The sequence below is a fragment of the Arthrobacter sp. BL-252-APC-1A genome (assembly GCF_009696625.1).
Classification (GTDB): domain Bacteria; phylum Actinomycetota; class Actinomycetes; order Actinomycetales; family Micrococcaceae; genus Arthrobacter_B.
In genome coordinates this window covers 455,320-474,564 of sequence record NZ_VULS01000003.1, presented here as the reverse complement: position 1 = coordinate 474,564, position 19,245 = coordinate 455,320, and the positions used below count along the sequence as shown (strand labels likewise).

General features: G+C 64.6%; 13 protein-coding genes, 1 tRNA gene and 1 pseudogene. 10 read left to right on the top strand and 5 right to left on the bottom strand.

Translation table 11 applies throughout. The features are described from left to right. The first annotated feature begins 13 nt into the window (after positions 1-13). Positions 14-298, top strand: coding sequence for a DUF6457 domain-containing protein (locus FYJ28_RS17315; protein ID WP_055239923.1), 285 nt, complete (start codon positions 14-16; stop codon positions 296-298). Next, positions 295-1,584, top strand: a complete 1,290-nt coding sequence (locus FYJ28_RS07295; protein WP_195840618.1) for a molybdopterin molybdotransferase MoeA — start codon at positions 295-297, stop codon at positions 1,582-1,584. Before FYJ28_RS17315 ends, FYJ28_RS07295 begins: the two co-directional genes overlap by 4 nt. On the opposite strand, the gene FYJ28_RS07290 is transcribed toward FYJ28_RS07295, so the two are convergent. After that, positions 1,535-3,886 carry an FdhF/YdeP family oxidoreductase gene (locus tag FYJ28_RS07290; protein WP_326831575.1) on the bottom strand — a complete coding sequence of 784 codons (2,352 nt, stop codon included), beginning with the start codon at positions 3,884-3,886 and terminating at the stop codon, positions 1,535-1,537. The two genes, FYJ28_RS07295 and FYJ28_RS07290, sit on opposite strands and share 50 nt — an antisense overlap. Before the next feature lie 75 nt (positions 3,887-3,961). Here FYJ28_RS07290 and fdhD point away from each other — a divergent pair, with 75 nt between their 5' ends. Then, complete coding sequence (fdhD, locus tag FYJ28_RS07285; RefSeq protein ID WP_154578776.1) at positions 3,962-4,810, top strand: formate dehydrogenase accessory sulfurtransferase FdhD; 849 nt, start codon at positions 3,962-3,964, stop codon at positions 4,808-4,810. 4 nt (positions 4,811-4,814) lie between these two features. Here fdhD and FYJ28_RS07280 read toward each other — a convergent pair whose 3' ends face one another. Then, on the bottom strand, positions 4,815-6,470 hold the full coding sequence (locus tag FYJ28_RS07280; protein ID WP_055239927.1) for an ATP-binding protein: 1,656 nt from the start codon (positions 6,468-6,470) through the stop codon (positions 4,815-4,817). 242 nt (positions 6,471-6,712) lie between these two features. On the opposite strand from FYJ28_RS07280, the gene FYJ28_RS07275 reads away from it, so the two are divergent. Beyond that, positions 6,713-8,608 carry an ABC transporter ATP-binding protein gene (locus FYJ28_RS07275; protein ID WP_154578775.1) on the top strand — a complete coding sequence of 632 codons (1,896 nt, stop codon included), beginning with the start codon at positions 6,713-6,715 and terminating at the stop codon, positions 8,606-8,608. Positions 8,609-8,613: 5 nt separating this feature from the next. Here FYJ28_RS07275 and FYJ28_RS07270 read toward each other — a convergent pair. Next, positions 8,614-8,687, bottom strand: a tRNA-Arg gene (locus FYJ28_RS07270). A gap of 32 nt (positions 8,688-8,719) precedes the next feature. Continuing rightward, the gene (locus FYJ28_RS07265) at positions 8,720-9,271 is read right to left on the bottom strand and encodes a MarR family winged helix-turn-helix transcriptional regulator (RefSeq protein WP_160317909.1); all 552 of its coding nucleotides are present in this window, start codon (positions 9,269-9,271) and stop codon (positions 8,720-8,722) included. A 97-nt stretch (positions 9,272-9,368) separates the two neighbouring features. On the opposite strand from FYJ28_RS07265, the pseudogene FYJ28_RS07260 reads away from it, so the two are divergent. Further along, positions 9,369-11,336: pseudogene (locus FYJ28_RS07260) on the top strand (MMPL family transporter); the annotation flags it as partial. Positions 11,337-11,354: 18 nt separating this feature from the next. On the opposite strand, the gene FYJ28_RS17310 reads toward FYJ28_RS07260, so the two are convergent. After that, positions 11,355-11,999, bottom strand: a complete 645-nt coding sequence (locus FYJ28_RS17310) for a hypothetical protein (RefSeq protein WP_154578773.1) — start codon at positions 11,997-11,999, stop codon at positions 11,355-11,357. Between the two features lie 65 nt (positions 12,000-12,064). On the opposite strand from FYJ28_RS17310, the gene FYJ28_RS07250 reads away from it, so the two are divergent. The 5 genes from FYJ28_RS07250 to FYJ28_RS07230 all read left to right on the top strand — a co-directional run bounded on the left by FYJ28_RS07250 (position 12,065) and on the right by FYJ28_RS07230 (position 19,208). After that, positions 12,065-12,868 carry an inositol monophosphatase family protein gene (locus tag FYJ28_RS07250; RefSeq protein ID WP_055239931.1) on the top strand — a complete coding sequence of 268 codons (804 nt, stop codon included), beginning with the start codon at positions 12,065-12,067 and terminating at the stop codon, positions 12,866-12,868. 77 nt (positions 12,869-12,945) lie between these two features. After that, positions 12,946-15,438 carry a DNA helicase PcrA gene (gene pcrA / locus FYJ28_RS07245; RefSeq protein ID WP_055239932.1) on the top strand — a complete coding sequence of 831 codons (2,493 nt, stop codon included), beginning with the start codon at positions 12,946-12,948 and terminating at the stop codon, positions 15,436-15,438. Positions 15,439-15,636: 198 nt separating this feature from the next. Beyond that, positions 15,637-16,806: an ADP-forming succinate--CoA ligase subunit beta gene (sucC, locus tag FYJ28_RS07240; RefSeq protein WP_055239933.1), complete on the top strand. Its 1,170-nt coding sequence runs from the start codon at positions 15,637-15,639 to the stop codon at positions 16,804-16,806. Between the two features lie 31 nt (positions 16,807-16,837). Next, positions 16,838-17,740 (top strand): succinate--CoA ligase subunit alpha, encoded by a 903-nt coding sequence (gene sucD, locus FYJ28_RS07235; RefSeq protein WP_055239934.1) that lies wholly within the window; start codon positions 16,838-16,840, stop codon positions 17,738-17,740. Positions 17,741-17,822: 82 nt separating this feature from the next. After that, positions 17,823-19,208, top strand: a complete 1,386-nt coding sequence (locus FYJ28_RS07230) for a sugar porter family MFS transporter (protein ID WP_154578772.1) — start codon at positions 17,823-17,825, stop codon at positions 19,206-19,208. Positions 19,209-19,245 lie beyond the last annotated feature (37 nt).

The following is a 19,245-nucleotide window of genomic DNA, read 5'->3' as shown; positions in this document are numbered from 1 at the left end:
CGAAGGAGCCAAGATGGGAACCCAGCAGCAGGAACTCGAGGATTGGACGCAGCGTTTGCTGCGGGCCTTCGAACTCGATGAGACGCAGGTGGACATCAATGCGGTACTGGACCTGGCCGCCGCAGCAGCGCACAATGTGGTTCGTCCGGCAGCACCCCTGACGACTTTCGTTGCCGGCCTTGCCGCGGGACTCGCGGCAGGGAGCGGCCAGGCCGATGAATCCGTGGCAATACGGGCGGCGATCCGTGCAGCCCAGCGCGAATGCGATGCGGTCTCAACACAGGAGGAAACCCAGTGAACGGTCCTGTCCCGGTGATACTTCCCCTGCAGCCGAACACGTCATGGGAACAGGCCCGCAGGGCGGCCTACGCTGCGGCCCGTCCCCTTCCTTTTGAAACGGTGCCCCTTGCCGAAGCCCTGGGACACACTCTTGCCTCCGACGCCGTGGCCCTGCACGCCGTGCCGCACTACGCCTCTTCTGCGATGGATGGCTGGGCCGTGTCCGGACCGGAACCGTGGACGATCGTGGTGCCCGAACCTGACCCCGAGCCGTGGCAGATCCACAAGGAATCCGGACGCCGTCCGCTGAAGTCAGGGGAGGCAGTGTCCATCCTGACCGGAGGGCTTGTCCCAGCCGGTGCTGAGGCCATCCTGCGGTCCGAGAACGGCATCCTGAACCCCACTGAGCCGGCGACGCTCGTTACTGCAGCCACAGCCAGGGAGGACGAGCCCCGCCTGGGCGAGCACATCCGGCCGGCCGGAGAAGAAGCTGCTGCCGGGGAAACCACCATCCCCGCCGGGACTGTGCTCAATCCGGCGCACATCGCCCTGGCGGCGGTCTGCGGCCATGACATGCTTCCGGTCCTGCGGGCACCGCGCGTGTCCCTGCTCTTCACAGGGGATGAAGTCATCGAGTCCGGCCTGCCGGACTCCGGGCAGGTTCGCGACACCTTCGGGCCGCAGCTGCCGCAGCTCGTTGAGATGCTGGGAGCACGTGTGGATGCCGTCCGGCGCCTCCCGGACCGACTCGATGACGTTATTGCGGCGCTGAGCACCGACGCTGTGGACGAAACCTCGCTGGCAATGTCTTCAGGGGACGTCCTGGTGACCACCGGCGGCACCGGAATATCCGACGCCGACCACCTGCGGCGCGCACTGGAGGCCGTTGAGGCTGAACTGCTGATTGACGGTATTGCGATGCGGCCAGGTCATCCGACGCTGCTGGCCCGGCTGCCCGACGGCCGGTTTGTCGTAGCGCTGCCCGGCAACCCGCTCGCAGCCATGATGGCCGTCTTCACCGTGCTCCAGCCGCTGCTGGAAGGTCTCCGCGGAGCGGCGCCGGCGCCCGAACACCATGTCCTCGCGGGTGTGGACGTTGCGCCACTGCCGGGGCGCACCCGCCTGGTTCCGTGCCGGATCCAGGACGGGCGCGCTCTTCCCTCGCAGTACTTCAGGTCCGGCATGCTGCGGGGCCTCGCAGAGGCCGACGCAATTATGGTGCTGCCTGAAGAGGGCTGCACCGCAGACCAGTCTGTTAGTGCGCTGCAGCTGCCGTGGCCGGTGAAGCAGCCTCCAGCCGGATAATCACGGACTTGGACGTTGGGGTGCCGCTGACTTCGGCGACGGAGTCCAGCGGCACCAGCACGTTTGCCTCAGGGTAGTAGGCCGCTGCGCAGCCAACAGGCGTGTTGTAGGCAACCGCCCGGAAGGACTCGGCACGGCGTTCGACGCCGTCCTCATACTCCGAAACCATGTCCACCATGTCCCCGTCCTTGAGCCCGGCGGCCGCCAGATCCTGCTTGTTGACGAATACCACGCGGCGTCCGCCGTAGATGCCGCGGTAACGGTCGTCCTTGGCGTAGATGGTGGTGTTGTACTGGTCATGGGCCCGCAGGGTCTGCAGGATCAGCCGGCCTTCGGGCACCTTCGGGTAGGCAAGTTCGTTGGCGGTGAACCGGGCTTTACCGGTCTCCGTGGCGAATTTGCGTCCGTCGCGGGGGCCGTTGGGCAGGACGAATCCGCCTCCGCCGTGCTTGATCTTCGCCTCGAAACCCTCAAAACCGGGAATGACGTTTTCAATGTGCCGGCGGATGAGCGAGTAATCGGCACGCGCGCCAATCCAGTCCAGCTGGGGAGCGTTCGCACGGAACGGGGCGTTGTCTCCGGTGAAGAGGCGTTCCGAGAGCTCACAAACAATCGCGACCTCAGACCGGACCTGCGGACCCGGAGGATCCAGCCTGCCCTGGGAGGCATGAACTGCGCTCATCGAGTCTTCAACGGTGACCCGCTGGTCTCCGCCGGCCTGGGTGTCGCGGTCTGTCCGTCCCAGTGCGGGCAGGATGAGGGCGCGGCGGCCGTGCACCAGATGGGACTTGTTGAGCTTGGTGGAAACCTGGACAGTGAGTGCCGTGTTGCGGAGGGCGTCCTCGGTGACCGCGGAATCCGGAGTTGCCCGAATGAAGTTGCCGCCCATGGCCATAAAGACCCGCACCTTCGAATCCCGCATGGCACGGATCGCATTGACCGTGTCGAACCCGTGCCGCCGCGGCGATGCGAAGCCGAATTCGGCGTCGAGCCGGTCGTGGAAGGGCTCAGGCATCCGCTCGAAGATGCCCATGGTGCGGTCGCCCTGAACGTTGGAGTGCCCGCGGACCGGGCAGACACCGGCGCCGGGGCGGCCGACGTTGCCCTGCAGGAGCAGGACATTGACAATGTCGCGCAGCATCGGCACGGAGTGCTTGTGCTGCGTCAGGCCCATGGCCCAGCACACCACAGTGGATTTTGAGGCGGTCAGCCTGGCGCCGGTGGTCTCAATCTGCGGGCGCGTCAGACCGCTGGCGAGGCAGATCTCATCCCAGGATGTTTTCCGGAGCTCAGCCAGGTAGGCATCCAGGCCATCGGTGTAGGCACTGATGAATGCATGGTCGAAGACATTGCCGTGCTTTTCCTCCTGCTCCAGCAGGTACTTGCCAAGGCCCTGGAAAAGCGCCTGGTCACCGCCGAGGCGGATCTGCAGGAAGTCGTCCGCGAGCTGGGTGCCGCCGCCGAACTTGGTTCCGAGCAGGCCCGACGCCGTCTGCGGGTTGTCGAAGCGCAGCAGGCCCGCTTCCGGCAGGGGATTTACCGCAATGATTGTGGCGCCGTTCTTCTTGGCACGTTCCAGGGCGGTCAGCATGCGCGGGTGGTTGGTGCCGGGATTCTGCCCGGCCACGATGATCAGGTCGGAGTTTTGCACGTCGTCCAGAGTGACGGTTCCCTTGCCTATGCCCAGCGTTTCGGTCAGCGCGGAGCCCGAGGATTCATGGCACATGTTGGAGCAGTCGGGCAGGTTGTTGGTTCCGAGGCCGCGGACCATGAGCTGGTACAGGAACGCTGCCTCATTGGAGGTGCGGCCCGAGGTGTAGAAGACGGCCTCGTCCGGGCTGTCCATTGCAGCCAGTTCCTCGACAATGATGCTGTAGGCGGCATCCCAGCCGATGGGACGGTAGTGCGTGTCGCCGGCCTCCAGCACCATGGGGTGGGTCAGGCGTCCCTGCTGTCCCAGCCAGTAATCGTCCTTTTCAAGCATGTCGGCCACGGAATGCTCGGCAAAGAACTCCGGTGGAACCTTGCGCTTGGTGGCCTCTTCGGCCACAGCCTTGGCGCCGTTCTCGCAGAATTCGGCTGCGTGCCGCTTGTCGCCTTCAGGCCAGGCGCATCCGGGACAGTCAAAACCCTTTTTCTGGTTGACGTTCAGCAGCGTCTTGGCGCTGCGCAGCGGTCCCATCTGGTCGAAGGAAATACGCAGGGAGTTGATGACTGCCGGCAGTCCGACGGCATGGGTTTTCGGATCACCGACCCGCAGCTCTGATTCGTTGATTCCATCTTTCGGAGCCTTGCTTGGCACAGCCACCACGTCCTTGTGTAGGAAATCCCCTAGTCTGAAGTGAGGCCAGTCTAAGACTTATTGAGGAGCGATGGGATGGGACGGGTTTCACGGCGTGCCCGCGTCACGAGGTTCCGCACGGACGGCACGGTGAGCCGGCGCGATGACGTGCTCGCCGGAGAGGAGCCGCTGGAGATCCGTTTCCAGGGCAAATCCTTCACCGTAACCATGCGTACTCCCGGCGACGACTTTGACCTGGTGGCCGGTTTCCTGGTCTCTGAGGGTGTTATCTGGGAAGCCGGCCAGCTGATCTCCATGCGGTACTGCGCCGGCGTGGACGAGGAGGGCCAGCAGACCTTCAACGTGGTCGATGTGCAGCTGCGGCCCGGGACGGCCTTGCCGGATACCGGCATGGAGCGGCATGTCTACACCTCCAGTTCCTGCGGTATCTGCGGCACGGCGTCCATCGAAGCGGTGCGGAAATCGTCCCATTTCGACGTCGCGGACGACGGCGTCCGGGTGCCGCTTGAGGTCCTGGCCGCTTTGCCCGACCGGCTGCGCGAAAGCCAGGCGCTGTTCGAGAAGACCGGAGGCGTCCACGCGGCCGGACTGTTCACCGCCGACGGGGAACTGCTGTGCCTGCGTGAAGACGTGGGACGGCACAACGCCGTGGACAAGGTGGTGGGCTGGGCGCTGCGTGCAGGAATGCTGCCGCTGCGCGGCAAGGTCCTGCAGATATCCGGACGGGCATCTTTTGAACTTGTTCAAAAAGCCCAGCTCGCCGGCATCCCGGTGCTGGCTGCCGTTTCCGCGCCGTCGTCGCTGTCAGTAGAACTGGCGCACGACGCCGGGATGACACTTGTTGGCTTCAGCCGCGGCAACTCGCTCAACTGCTACTGCTATCCGGAGCGGATCGAGGCGCACGCGACCGTCGGCGTCCAGTAAAGGCCTAGCTTGCCGGGAGCTTTACCTCGGCGCAGGTTCCCTTGCCCATCTCGGATGTGATGCAGAGCTTGCCGCCGTGCTGGTTGACGATGTCCTGGACGATTGACAGGCCGAGTCCCGTTCCCGGGATGGCAGCCGACGTTGCGTTGGACGCCCGGAAGAACCGGCTGAAGAGTTTTGGGAGGTCTTCCTCGGGGATCCCAATTCCGGTGTCACGGACGCACACGCGGATCATGGGCGGGCTGCCGTCTTCGGCCTCGGCCAGGTCTGCTCCGATCCGAACGGAGCCGTTGGGCGGCGTGAATTTCACCGCGTTGGAGATCAGGTTGGAGAAAACGCGTTCAAGCTGCTCCCTGTCTCCGTCCAGCCTCAAATCCAGCCGGAGCTCCGGATCGGTTTCATCCAGGGTCAGGGTGATGTTCCGGCTGGTTGCCGACGGCGTCAGGGATGCGATCACCGGTTCAAGGAGATCCCGCAGCACAAGCTCTTCGACGTCCATCCGGGTTTCCTCAGCATCGGAACGGGAGATGGTGAGCAAATCCCCGATGAGGTGGTTCAGCCGGTTGGCGTTGCGGCCGACGATTTCGAGCATCTGGGCAATCTCCGGGGAGATTCCCTCTCCCGTGGTGTCAAGAATGAGGTCCAGGTAGCCGGTGATGGAGGTCAGGGGAGTGCGCAGCTCGTGGTTGATGGTGGCCACGAAGTCTGTCTTTTCCCGGTCCAGTTCCCGCTGCCGCGCCAGCACTGTTCGCTGCGCAGTGATCAAATGGCCCTGCACCAGTCCGTGTGCCAGGTTGCCGCTGACGTGCTGGATCAGTGACAGCTCAGTGGGTGTCCAGACGCGTTCTTCGTACTCTCCGGCCAGCCAGATGATGCCGAAAGGGCGGTCTCCGTGGCCCAGCGGAACAATTACCGATGTGCGAAGCCCAGCCTCGCGCGGCGCCGGGTACAGGATGGGGTGTGTGTCGCAGTCCGGGTCCAGATGGTCACGGGCGGCAAGCATCTTGCCGTTTCCCCACAGCAGCCTGGCCACCTGGCCCGCCTGTTCCGGATTCGGAACCGGGATCTGCGCACTGGTGCCAGGACGGCTCCAGCAGTTTTCCAGGGCTGGCACACGCTCATCGGCAAAGGTGGTCAGGAGCACATGGTCTGCGCCGAACGCGTCCCCCAAACCCGACACAACGGCGTCGGCCATGACATGCGGGTCATTGGTTGCCCGAACTGCGGCGGAAATGACACGGGTTTTCCCGCGCAGGAGTGCATTGACCTCGCGGCGGCGGCGTACGGCCAGTGATTCGGCGCGGATGAGGGCTGCCCGGTAGGTAAGTTCGTCCATGGAAACCGGAGCGAGGACGAAATCGGTGATTCCCCGGCGGACCATGTCCTCAACATCAAGCAGCTCACCGGAGGAGATGAGAATTACCGGCGGCCCGGAACCGTCAGCAGCGGGCAGGAGCCAGCGCCGGAGATCAGGCCCGGCCGCCTCTAAGGCAGCGGTATCCACCACGGCCAGGACCGGCAGCGGTCCCTCGGCATCCCCGCCGCGGCGGACGGGACGCAGCCGGGCATGCCCAAGGGCCCGTTCAACGTCGGCCGTCAGCGATGAGTCACCGACGGCGACCAGCGCCGGCAGGTCTTCGCTGAGGCTGTCCGCGAACATGCTCTCCTGGGTTGGCGCCGTCGGCATAGCGGCCTTTCGTTCAGTGGCCCGGGCGGGTGCGGGCAGTTTGCAGTGTATCCCAGCGTGAGCTGTGTTACCCGTGGTGCAGGGCACAACCGAGCGTGTCCTTATTCCGGCCTTGTGGGAAGGGAATTCGCCGATGCAGGGCGGTGTTATGTCCTCGGGTCGCGGCCCGTACAGCGACTAGGCTGGAAGGCAGCGCTAAGTAAGGAAGACAAGACATGAGCATGGAAGGCGCGGCCTGGAGTTCGCTGCACAAGATCTCCACCGCCAAGGGCACCGACCGGAAAATCTCGCGCGAGACATTGAAGCGCATTCTGGCCTTCGCATCGCCGTACCGCCGGCAGCTGATCGGGTTCCTGGTCCTGTCCACCGGCGGAGCGTTCCTGGCTGTGGCAACACCGGTCCTGGCAGGGGAAGTGGTCAATGCGATCGTGGCCGGTTCATCGGTGGACACCGTGATCTGGCTGGCCGCACTCATCGCCCTGGTCGCAATTGCAGACGCCGCGGTATCCCTGGCTACGCGCTGGTTCTCCTCCAAAATCGGTGAACAGGTGATCCTGGACCTTCGCACCGCTGTCTTCGACCACGTGCAGCGCATGCCAATTGCATTCTTTACGCGTACCCGCACAGGGGCCCTGGTGAGCCGGCTCAACAATGACGTGATCGGCGCCCAGCAGGCCTTCAGCGGCACGCTCTCGGGGGTGGTCAGCAACCTCGTTGCCCTCATCCTCACCCTGATCGTTATGCTCACGACGTCGTGGCAGGTCACTGTCCTTGCCATGCTTCTGCTGCCGGTGTTCCTGATCCCGGCCCGCCGGATGGGGAGCAGGCTTGCCGCCCTGCGGCGTGAAGCCGCGAACCACAACGCTTCCATGGGCACCCAGATGACGGAGCGTTTCTCCGCGCCGGGCGCCACACTCGTCAAGCTGTTTGGCCGGCCGGACCAGGAATCGACGGAGTTCGCCGTCCGCGCGGCACGGGTGCGCGACATCGGCGTCAAGACCGCCATGATGCAGACGGTCTTTGTCACCGCACTGACCCTTGTTTCCGCCCTGGCCCTGGCTCTCGTCTACGGTCTTGGCGGCTGGTTCGCCCTGCAGGGAACCCTGAACACCGGTGACGTGGTGACTCTGGCCCTGCTGCTGACGCGCCTGTACGCACCGCTGACTTCCCTGGCCAACGCCCGGGTGGAAATCATGAGTGCCGTGGTCAGTTTTGAACGGGTCTTCGAGATTCTGGACCTCAAGCCGCTGATCCGTGAAAAAGAGAATCCCGCACCCGTCCCGCAGGGACCGCTGGGAGTTGAGTTCGACGACGTGACTTTCGCGTATCCGACGGCGGACAAGGTCTCCCTTGCATCCCTGGAGGACGTTGCAGTCCTGGACAGCCGAGGCGGCGAAGACGTCCTGCACAGTGTCTCCTTCCGGGTTGAGCCGGGACAGACGGTGGCGCTGGTGGGCAGCTCGGGCGCGGGCAAGTCAACGATTGCCCAGCTGCTCTCCCGCCTGTACGACGTCGATTCAGGCGCCGTGCGCTTCTCCGGCACCGATGTGCGGGACTTGAGCTTTGAAGGAATGCGCTCCGCGCTGGGCATGGTGACCCAGGACGGGCACCTGTTCCACGAGACCATCCGCTCGAATCTGCTGCTGGCGAACCCGGGTGCCTCGGATGAGGAGATTTGGGATGCACTCCGGCGGGCACGGCTGGAGGAAATGATCCGTTCGCTTCCCGACGGACTCGAAACCATGGTGGGGGAGCGAGGCTACCGTCTCTCCGGCGGAGAACGGCAGCGCATGACCATTGCCCGGCTGCTGCTGGCCCAGCCGCGGATCGTGGTCCTGGATGAGGCGACGGCCGCGCTGGACTCGACGTCGGAAGCCGCGGTTCAGGCTGCCCTGACCGAGGCACTGGAAGGGCGCACCGCCGTCGTGATTGCCCACCGGCTCTCCACGATCCGCAACGCCGACCGGATCCTGGTGATCGAGGACGGGCGGATCGCCGAACAGGGAACCCAAACGGAGCTGCTGGCGAAGGGCGGACGTTACGCCGAGCTCTACAACACCCAGTTCGCAGCGGCGGAGCCCGAGGCTGTCGGCGGGCAGGGACAGGCATAAAAAAGTGCCCCCGGCCGGAATCGAACCGACGACCTGCCCTTTAGGAGAGGGCCGCTCTATCCTACTGAGCTACGGAGGCGTGGCCGCCGGCGTCCGGCAGCGATAAACAGCTTACCTGTTTTCGGCTCCGGGTGCCGCGCGGCCTGCACGGACGCCCTGCCGGGGCGTGGCCGGACGGGCGGATGGGTCCGGATGGTGGCCGTCGGCGCCGTCGATCCGCTGTAGGTAGGTGTTGTAGGCCTGCCGCATTCCGGTGAGGAAGCCGTGGATCGTCTCCAGCTCTGCCTCGGAGTAGCGGTCCATCACCTCAGTAGTAAGGGCACCCAGCGGTCCGAAGTACGCTCCGGCAAGCTCGCGGGCAAGTGGTTCAAAGTGAAGCGTGACTTTGCGCCGGTCCTCTTCCGAGCGTGCGCGGTGGATATGCCCGATTTTCTCCAGGCGGTCAATGACTGCGGTCGTGGCCCCGGTGGACGTGCCCAGCAGGGCGCTCAGGCGCCCGGCAGTGAGCGGTTCCCCCCGGACCTCTGCCTCCATCACCAGGGTAAGTGCCCGCATGTCCGTGGAATTCAATCCGTGGTTGTGGGCGAATGCGTCCGCAACCAACTGGCCATCCAGGCCCATGCCACGGACAGCATTGACTATCTCCCGACGCAGCGCGTTCATCTCCACCATCACATAGTAGCTTCACGTTGAAGTATCTCTAAATAAGAGATACTTTTTTCTCTAGTTACTTTGCTTCCTACCACCAGGAGTACCACCCATGAGCTCGAAGATAGTTAAATCCGCGAGAGCAGCGTTAATCACGCTGTTCCTCGGCCTGGTGGTGATCGTGGGGCTCTTCTCCATCCCGGTCCCCGAGAATGAGTCCTCCACGGTGGGCCAGCTCAGCGACAAGTACCAGGTCACCCAGGTGCAGGAGCTGCTCAAGGAGTTCCCTGATGCGCAGCAGTCCACCGCGCTCGTTGTCGTTTCGCGCGAAGACGGCGGCGAAATGACGGAGACAGACATTGCGGGCATCGCTGACATTAGTGCGGCGGCAACGGAAGCCGGCGTCGGAGCCCCTCCCGCGCAGGTTCCGCCGCTGGTCTCCGAGAACGGCGTTGTGGCCCTTATCCCCGTTACCCTGCAGGCTGCCAGTGACGACGGCGATGCCGTGGGCGATGAAGTCGCAGCCCTGCGTGAGGCAGTCAGCGACGCCGCGCCCCAGGGTCTGAAGGCCGAACTCACCGGCGGAGCTGCGTTTACCGCCGACCTTGCCGGTGTTTTCGCCGGCGCAAACTTCACCCTCCTGGCGGTCACGGCTGCAGTTGTGGCACTGCTGCTGATCATCACCTACCGTTCGCCGTGGCTGTGGATCGTGCCCCTGGCCATCGTGGGCACCATCGAACAGCTTTCCCTCCGCATGGTGGACGTGCTTGCGCCGCTCGCGGGGATTGAGGTTGACCCGTCCGCCGTCGGCATCACCAGTGTCCTGGTGTTCGGTGCCGCGACGAACTACGCCCTTCTGCTTATCGCCCGCTACCGGGAAGAACTCCGGGTACACGACAGCGTCTACGCTGCGATGGGCAAGGCACTCAGCCGCACCCGCGAAGCGATCATCGCCTCCGGCGGCACCGTCATCCTGGCGCTGCTGACCCTGCTCTTCACGGACACCATGAGCTACCGCGGCCTTGGCTTCTCTGCAGCGGTGGGCATCGTCTTTGCCATCCTCAGTGCGCTCTTCCTGCTTCCAGTGGCTCTGGTGCTGCTGGGACGCAAGCTGTTCTGGCCGTTCGTGCCCAAGGTCGGAGACCCGGCACGTGAAGGCAAGTTCTGGGGCAAGCTGGGCGACGCAACGGCCCGTAAGCCGAAGACGATCGCCGGCATCGCCGTCATCGTCCTGCTGGTCATGGCCAGCGGTCTCTTCAGCGCCAAGATCGGCCTGAGCGAAAACGAACAGTTCACTGACAAGCCCGAAGCGGTGACTGCCGCAGAGACGCTTTCCGAAGGCTTCGCCGCAGGTTCAACCTTCCCGGTGATCGTGCTGGTGGACTCGGATGAAGCAGAAGCGGCAGCCGAAGAGCTGGGCAGTGTGGACGGCGTGGACAACGCCACCGTCATTGCCGAGCACGACGGGCTGACCCGGATCGACCTGATTACCGCCTACGAAGCCGGCACCGACGAGGCCAACACCTTCATCCGGGACCTTCGCTCGGACCTCGCGGAAAACCCGGACTACGGAGCCCTGGTAGGTGGCGAGGCAGCCGAGCGGGTTGACCAGCTGGACGCAAATACGCATGACGTGACGCTGGTTGTTTCCCTGGTCATCATCCTGGTGTTCCTCGTGCTGCTGGTGCTGCTGCGGTCCCTGGTAGCCCCGTTCCTGCTGGTCGCCTCCGTGCTGCTGACCTTCTTCGCGGCAAGCGGCCTGAGCTGGCTGCTGTTCGAGAACGTGCTGGGCTTCCCGGCGCTGGACACCCTGACACTGCTGTACAGCTTCCTGTTCCTGGTGGCCCTGGGTGTTGACTACAACATCTTCCTGGTCACCCGGGCCCGGGAGAACGCCGGCACCATGGGAACCAAGAAGGGCATGCTGGCAGCACTGCGCTCCACCGGCGGCGTGATTACCAGTGCAGGCATCCTGCTGGCCGCGGTATTCGTGGTGCTCGGTGTGCTGCCGCTGGTCACCCTGACCCAGGTGGGCATCACCGTGGCGATCGGCGTCCTGTTCGACACCCTGATCGTGCGGACCGTTATTGTGCCGGCCCTAGTGTTTGTCCTCGGTGACAAGTTCTGGTGGCCGTCCCGGCCGGGCGCTAAAAACGGCAAACACGGACGCCACCAGGCTGAGCCCGAGGAGGACCCAGCGGGCGACCGTGAGGATGCTGGCCAGGCCAGCGTCACCGGCCGCTAGCTCCGCGGACCCCAGAACGCCGTCAATGGCGACGTTCTCCCAGAGATCCGCTATGACAAAGAGGATCGGAAAGGCCCACAACACCCAGCGGAGCGAACGCCGCCGGGTATTGAGCCCGATGATCAGCAGCCACGCGAATCCGAAGATCAGGGGAAAGAGGGTGCCTGCCGTTTTGTGGACGTAGCTGAGCTGGCCCAGCGCATCGGCATCCAACGCCGAGCGCAGGGCCGCCAGGTACTCCATGTCGTACCCGCCGATCAGCGAGTCCGGCATGGCCAGGCCCCCGGAAAGCTGGGTCATCTGGTCCAGCACCAGCAGGTGGTAGTACCAGAACATAAACAGCGCGGTGGCCGCCGCGGCAATCACGACCAAATTGGCGTTGGTCTTGGCCTGCTGCGGCGTCCGCTGCGTTGTTGGATTGGCAGGGACCTGTGCCCCTGCCGGAAGCTGTGCCTTGTCGCCGTGCTTGGCGGCGCGCTGTGCCGGAGTTTTACCCATACCTCCAGTATGGCGGAGGCCTGCCCGCTCCTTGCTGCATGTGGCAGCCGGGCTAGGCTAAGGGCATGAGTGCCTACGCCGCCGAAGAAGATTTCGCCCTGGCCGCCTCCCTGGTCCGTGAGGCAGGGGCGCTCGCCCTGGCCATGCGCCGCGAAGGGCTGACCGGGAAACAAAAAACCTCAGTCTCAGACGTAGTGACCGCAGCTGACCATGCTGCGGAAGAACTCGTCCTCGAGACCCTCCGCCGGCTGCGGCCAGAGGACGGGATCCTCGGTGAAGAGGGTGCCAGCCACGAGGGGACCTCCGGGCGCACGTGGGTCATCGATCCTGTGGACGGCACCTACAATTTCCTCTCCGGCTCTACCTACTGGTGTTCTGCGCTCGCTCTGCGGGACGATCGGGAAGCGGACACGGTGAGCGGGAACCCGCCCGTGCTGCTTGGTGCGATCTTCCAGCCCCAGGAGGACCGGCTGTGGCTGGGCGGACCCGGGCATCCGGCAACCCTGAACGGTGAAGAGCTTCCCGCGTTGAAGGATGCCGACCTGGACCGGCTCAGCGCCGGCACCTACCTCCACCCGACCTGGCTGAAGCGCGAAGATGTTGCCGGCCCCTGGACCCGTGCGGCCTCAGGCGCAGCAACCCTGCGCATGCTGGGTTCGGGATCCTGTGACCTCGGTTCCGTGGCAACGGGCCGGCTGGGCCTCTGGTTCCAGCACAGCTGCCCCGAATGGGACTGGCTGCCGGGCAAGGCAATCGTTGAAGCGGCTTCCGGCACGACGGCGGTGATCGAGGTCCGCGGCTTCCGCTGGTACATAGCCGGACCCGCAGCAGCCGTCCGCGAAGTCCAGCGCCGGCTGGCGGACAGCTAGGCAAAAGGTCCAGGGACCGGACGCCGGAAACGGCGTTCGGGAAAATGTCCGGGCCAGCACCTAGACTTAAAACCACCATGGACTATCTCTTTGATCCGTACTTTTCCACGCCCGCGAAGACCAAGGCCTCCGCGGACTCCGCAGACGAGCAGGGCGGCCAGGACAAAACGGCGGAAGCTGCCAGGCAGGATGCAGGGCATTCCCGCGGCCGTTCCCCGCGCGTGGATGAAGCACGGGCCGCGGATCTGCTGCGCGGTCTGAACCCGCAGCAGGAGGAGGCCGTGAAGCACGCGGGATCGCCGCTGCTCATCGTGGCCGGCGCCGGGTCGGGCAAGACCAGGGTGCTCAGCCACCGGATCGCCTACCTGATGGCTACCGGCCGCTCCAATCCCGGCCAGATCCTGGCCATCACGTTCACCAACAAGGCCGCAGCGGAAATGCGTGAGCGGATTGAATCGCTTGTGGGCGGGGTGGCCAAGACCATGTGGATCTCCACCTTCCACTCATCCTGCGTGCGCATCCTCCGCCGCGAGGCCAAAGCCGTGGGGATGAACTCCAACTTCTCCATCTATGACTCCGCAGACACCCTCCGGCTGATCACGCTGGTGGCCAAGGGCCTGGACCTGGACCCCAAGCGGTTCGCGCCCAAGGCGATCGCCAATAAGATTTCGGGGCTCAAAAACGAACTCATCGACGACGAGTCCTATGCGTCCAGCGCCAACTATTCGGATCCGTTCGAGCAGGCCGTGGCCCAGGTCTACACCGGGTACACCCAGCGCATGCGCCAGGCCAACGCCATGGACTTCGACGACCTGATCGCCCAGACCGTCTACATGTTCCGGGCCTTCCCCGGTGTGGCGGAGTACTACCGGCGGCGCTTCCGGCACATTCTGGTCGACGAGTACCAGGACACCAACCACGCCCAGTACGCCCTGGTCCGTGAACTCGTTGGGGTGGAAGGCGAAGGCCACCTGGACATTCCGCCCGCCGAACTCACCGTTGTCGGCGACTCCGACCAGTCCATCTACGCCTTCCGCGGCGCAGATGTCCGCAACATCGTGGACTTTGAGAAGGACTACCCTTCCGCCCGGACCATCCTGCTGGAACAGAACTACCGCTCCACGCAGACCATCCTCTCGGCGGCGAATGCGGTGATTTCCCGCAACCCCAACCGGCCGGAAAAGAAGCTCTGGACCGCCGAAGGGGACGGCGCCAAGATCGTGGGCTACGTGGGGGAGAACGAGCACGAGGAAGCCCGGTTCATCGCCGAGGAGATCGACCGGCTGCAGGACGAAGAGAACCTGCGGCCCGGCGACGTCGCCATCTTCTACCGCACCAACGCCCAGTCCCGTTCACTTGAAGACGTGCTGGTGCGCGTCGGCCTGCCGTACAAAGTGGTGGGCGGCACCAGGTTCTACGAGCGCAAGGAAATCAAGGACGCGCTGGCGTACCTGCGCGTGCTGGCCAACCAGGACGACGTCGTGAACCTGCGGCGCATTCTCAACGAGCCCAAGCGCGGCATAGGCGACCGCGCGGAGTATTCCGTGGCCGCATTGGCCGAGCGGGAACGGATCAGCTTTATGACGGCACTGCGCCGGGCTGAAGAGGCTCCCGGCCTGGCCACGCGGTCACTGAATGCCGTGAACGGATTCGTGAAGCTGATTGACGACTTGGCGGAAGTCGCATCCGGATCCGGAGCATCCGCAGCACTGGAAGCCGTGCTGGAACAGACCGGTTACCTGGCGCAGCTGCGTTCCAGCGCCGATCCCCAGGACGAATCGCGGGTGGAAAACCTGGCTGAACTGGTCGCCGTCGTGCGTGAATTCGAACGCGACAATCCCGAGGGGACGCTTGAGCAGTTCCTGGAGCAGGTGTCCCTGGTCGCGGATGCGGACCAGATTCCGGACGCCCCGGAAGGCTCCGCCGAGGAAGTCGCCGCCGCCGTCGAGGAATCCCGCCGTCAGGGCGTTGTCACGCTGATGACGCTGCACACCGCCAAGGGCCTGGAGTTCCCGGTGGTGTTCCTGACTGGTATGGAACAGGGCATCTTCCCGCACCAGCGCTCCGCTACCGATCCCGCAGAGCTGGCAGAAGAGCGGCGCCTGGCTTACGTGGGACTGACCCGCGCCCGCCAGCGGCTCTACCTGACCCGGTCCGAGGTGCGGAGCATGTGGGGGCAGAGCCAGTACAACCCGGCCAGCCAGTTCGTGGGGGAGGTGCCTGCGGACCTCATCGAATGGAAGCGTGAAGGCATGGACCGCCCAACCTGGGGAGGCGGCGGAAGCATCACCTCCAGCCGGTACAGCGGCTCACACTGGGGCGCGGGCTCGTCCTCATCAACGGGCGGCAGCATTGCGGCCGCACCGGTGTCCAAGGCCATGGGCCGCGTCCAGCCGCAGAAGGAAGTCATTTCGGTGGCGGTCGGAGACAAGGTCAACCACACATCCTTTGGCCACGGCACCGTGCTCGCCGTTGAAGGGGCGGGGGATAAGACGGTGGCGAAGGTTAAGTTCGACGCCGGGGAGAAGCGCCTGCTCCTGCGATACGCCCCGCTGACCAAGGAGTCCTAGCACACAAGGTCTCCATAACGGACAGCCGGATTTTCTACAAACCATAGAACTGTGCCCTTCATCACTAAAGCGGTAGTCTGTGAGGGGCCTGAAGAGCCGAGGGACTAAAGTTCCAATGGGGCAGCCCGGCTTCATGCATCTGCTTCGCGATCAGCTGATCGAATGTAAACCTACTTCGACGTAGAAGGACACTAGCCCGTGGACCTGTTTGAATATCAGGCGCGCGATCTGTTTGAGGCGCACGGTGTACCCGTGCTCGCCGGAATCGTGGCGCACACTCCTGAAGAAGCCAAAGCTGCAGCCGAGAAGATTGGCGGCGTTGTAGTCGTCAAGGCACAGGTGAAGGTTGGCGGCCGCGGCAAGGCCGGCGGCGTCAAGGTGGCAAAGACCGCTGACGAAGCCTTCGAGCACGCCAGCAACATCCTCGGGATGGACATCAAGGGCCACACGGTCAAGAAGGTCATGATCGCCCAGGGTGCCGACATCGCCGAGGAGTTCTACTTCTCCGTCCTGCTGGACCGCGCCAACCGCAACTACCTGGCCATGTGCTCGGTTGAAGGCGGCATGGAAATCGAGCAGCTCGCCGTTGAGCGTCCCGACGCCCTTGCCCGCGTCGCCGTTGACCCGGCAGTTGGCATCGATCAGGCCAAGGCCGAAGAAATCGTCGACGCAGCCGGCTTCGCTCCGGAACTGCGCGAAGGCGTGGTCAACGCCATCCTGAAGCTCTGGGATGTCTTCACCAAGGAAGACGCCACACTCGTGGAGGTCAACCCGCTGGTCAAGACCGGTGCAGGCGACATCGTTGCCCTGGACGGCAAGGTCTCCCTGGACGAGAACGCTGACTTCCGCCAGCCCGGCCACGCCGAGCTGGAAGACAAGGATGCAGCCGACCCGCTGGAAGCCAAGGCCAAGGCGAACGACCTCAACTACGTCAAGCTCGACGGCGAAGTTGGCATCATCGGTAACGGTGCCGGCCTGGTTATGTCCACGCTCGACGTCGTTGCCTACGCCGGCGAAAAGCACGGCAACGTCAAGCCCGCCAACTTCCTGGACATCGGCGGCGGCGCCTCCGCAGCCGTGATGGCTGCCGGCCTGGACGTCATCCTCAACGATGAGCAGGTCAAGTCTGTCTTCGTGAACGTCTTCGGTGGAATCACCGCCTGTGACGCCGTTGCCAGCGGCATCGTCAAGGCTCTGGAGATCCTCGGCGACGAGGCCAACAAGCCGCTCGTAGTCCGCCTGGACGGCAACAACGTCGAGGAAGGCCGCCGCATCCTGGCCGAGGCCAACCACCCGCTGGTCACCCTCGCAACCACCATGGACAACGGCGCCGACAAGGCTGCCGAGCTCGCCAACGCAGCTCGCTGACCGAGCCGATCCCCAGAAAGAGAATTCACATATGTCTATCTTCTTGAACAAGGACTCCAAGGTCATCGTTCAGGGCATCACCGGCGGCGAAGGCACCAAGCACACCGCCCTGATGCTCAAGGCCGGGACCCAGGTTGTGGGCGGCGTCAACGCCCGCAAGGCCGGCACCACCGTGACGCACGGCGATGTTGAGCTGCCCGTCTTCGGCACCGTTACCGAGGCCATGGAGAAGACCGAGGCTGACGTCTCGATCGTCTTCGTCCCCCCGGCATTCACCAAGGACGCCGTGATGGAAGCAATCGACGCCGGCATCGGCCTCGTTGTGGTCATCACCGAAGGTGTTCCCGTCCAGGATTCGGCTGAGTTCTGGGCACACGCCCAGTCCAAGGTCGACGCCGACGGCAACCAGGTCACCCGCATCATCGGCCCGAACTGCCCCGGCATCATCACCCCCGGCGAAGCACTGGTCGGCATCACGCCGAACAACATCACCGGCAAGGGCCCGATCGGTCTGGTCTCCAAGTCCGGCACCCTGACCTACCAGATGATGTACGAACTGCGCGACCTCGGCTTCTCCACCGCCATCGGCATCGGCGGCGACCCGGTCATCGGCACCACCCACATCGACGCCCTCGCAGCCTTCGAAGCTGACCCCGAGACCAAGGCGATCGTGATGATCGGCGAAATCGGCGGCGACGCCGAAGAGCGCGCAGCCGAGTTCATCAAGGCCAACGTCACCAAGCCGGTTGTCGGCTACGTGGCCGGCTTCACCGCTCCCGAAGGCAAGACCATGGGCCACGCCGGCGCCATCGTCTCCGGTTCCGCAGGAACCGCCCAGGCCAAGAAGGAAGCCCTTGAAGCTGCAGGCGTGAAGGTCGGCAAGACGCCGTCCGAGACCGCTGAACTGCTGCGCGAAGTCTTCGCTTCGCTCTAAGCTCCACCAGCACGGCCCCCGTGCCCGGATTCATTTCCGGTGCACGGGGGTTTTGTGCGTTCACCATCAGAAAGACAATTCAATGAGTTCCAAGCCAGCCGCTTCCCGCAAAGTACCGGGGGACCACCGCCGGGCACTGCGCCGGGCCACCTGGATAGCCACCCTTGGCGGTTTTCTCTTCGGTTACGACACCGGAGTGATCAACGGGGCGCTGCCTTACATGCAGGATGATCTGGGGCTGACCCCCTTCACTGAAGGCCTGATCACCTCCAGCCTGCTCTTCGGTGCCGCATTTGGCGCCGTTGGAGCCGGACAGCTCGCGGACCGGCTGGGCCGCCGCCGCCTCCTGCTGATCCTGGCCGTAGTCTTTATGGCCGGTGCCGCGGGCACCGCTGCTGCGCCGGGCGTGGGACTGATGGTGCTCGCCCGCGTTGTGCTGGGCCTAGCCGTCGGCGGCGCGTCCGCCGTCGTGCCCATGTTCCTCGCCGAGCTGGCCCCGGCGTCCCGCCGCGGCCAGCTGGTCACCCGCGACCAGCTGATGATCGTTACCGGCCAGCTGGCGGCCTTTGTCTGCAACGCGGTGATCGGCAACCTCTGGGGTGAAGAGGGCAATGTCTGGCGGTGGATGCTGCTCGTGGCCACCGTTCCGGCAGTCGCGCTCTGGATCGGCATGCACTTCGTGCCGGAGAGCCCGCGCTGGCTGGGGTCAAAGGGCCGATACGCGCAGATGCTGACGGCGCTGCAGGAAATCCGCAGTGCTGAAGAAGCCCAGGCGGAGTACGAAGAGATCAAGGGGCTGGCAGGCACCACACGCACAGGCCGGCTGAAGGACTTCGCCGAGCCGTGGCTGCTGCGGGTGCTGCTGATCGGCATGGGACTCTCCATCGTCCAGCAGATCACCGGAGTCAACGCGATCATCTACTACGGCACCCAGATTTTGGCTGACGCCGGCTTCGGCACCGAAGCTGCGCTGACGGCCAACATAGCGAACGGCGTTGTCTCCGTTGCCGCCGCCCTGATCGGCATCTGGCTGCTGGGTAAGGTATCGCGCCGGCCCATGCTCATCACCGGCCTGCTGGGTACCACCACCACCCTTGCGCTCATCGGTGCTGCCTCGCTCCTCATGCCCGAAGGCACCGCCCGCGGTTTCACCGTCCTGTCCCTGACTGTCCTGTTCCTGGCCTTCCAGCAGGGTGCTGTCTCCCCGGTGACTTGGCTGATGCTGGCGGAGATCTTCCCGCTGCGCGTCCGTGGCCTGGGCATTGGGCTGTCCGTGTTCGTTCAGTGGATGGCCAACTTCGCGGTCGGCTTCTCCTTCCCCATGCTGATGGCCGCCCTGGGTATTTCCAACACGTTCTTCATCTTCGTTGCCCTGGGCATCTGCGCGGTGCTGTTCGTCAAGCGGTTCATGCCGGAGACCCGCGGTCTGTCCCTGGAAGAGGTCGAGCTTAAGCTGCGCAAGGCCTAACCCCGGGTGCGGCCCTTTTGCCGGGCCGCACCCGGGC

Coding starts and splice junctions, on each gene's coding strand:
- pcrA (WP_055239932.1), top strand. CDS start 12,946: ATGGACTATCTCTTTGATCCGTACTTTTCCACGCCCGCGAAGACCAAG.
- FYJ28_RS07230 (WP_154578772.1), top strand. CDS start 17,823: ATGAGTTCCAAGCCAGCCGCTTCCCGCAAAGTACCGGGGGACCACCGC.
- FYJ28_RS17315 (WP_055239923.1), top strand. CDS start 14: ATGGGAACCCAGCAGCAGGAACTCGAGGATTGGACGCAGCGTTTGCTG.
- fdhD (WP_154578776.1), top strand. CDS start 3,962: ATGGGACGGGTTTCACGGCGTGCCCGCGTCACGAGGTTCCGCACGGAC.
- FYJ28_RS07280 (WP_055239927.1), bottom strand. CDS start 6,470: ATGTTCGCGGACAGCCTCAGCGAAGACCTGCCGGCGCTGGTCGCCGTC.
- FYJ28_RS07250 (WP_055239931.1), top strand. CDS start 12,065: ATGAGTGCCTACGCCGCCGAAGAAGATTTCGCCCTGGCCGCCTCCCTG.
- FYJ28_RS07275 (WP_154578775.1), top strand. CDS start 6,713: ATGAGCATGGAAGGCGCGGCCTGGAGTTCGCTGCACAAGATCTCCACC.
- FYJ28_RS17310 (WP_154578773.1), bottom strand. CDS start 11,999: ATGGGTAAAACTCCGGCACAGCGCGCCGCCAAGCACGGCGACAAGGCA.
- sucD (WP_055239934.1), top strand. CDS start 16,838: ATGTCTATCTTCTTGAACAAGGACTCCAAGGTCATCGTTCAGGGCATC.
- FYJ28_RS07265 (WP_160317909.1), bottom strand. CDS start 9,271: ATGAACGCGCTGCGTCGGGAGATAGTCAATGCTGTCCGTGGCATGGGC.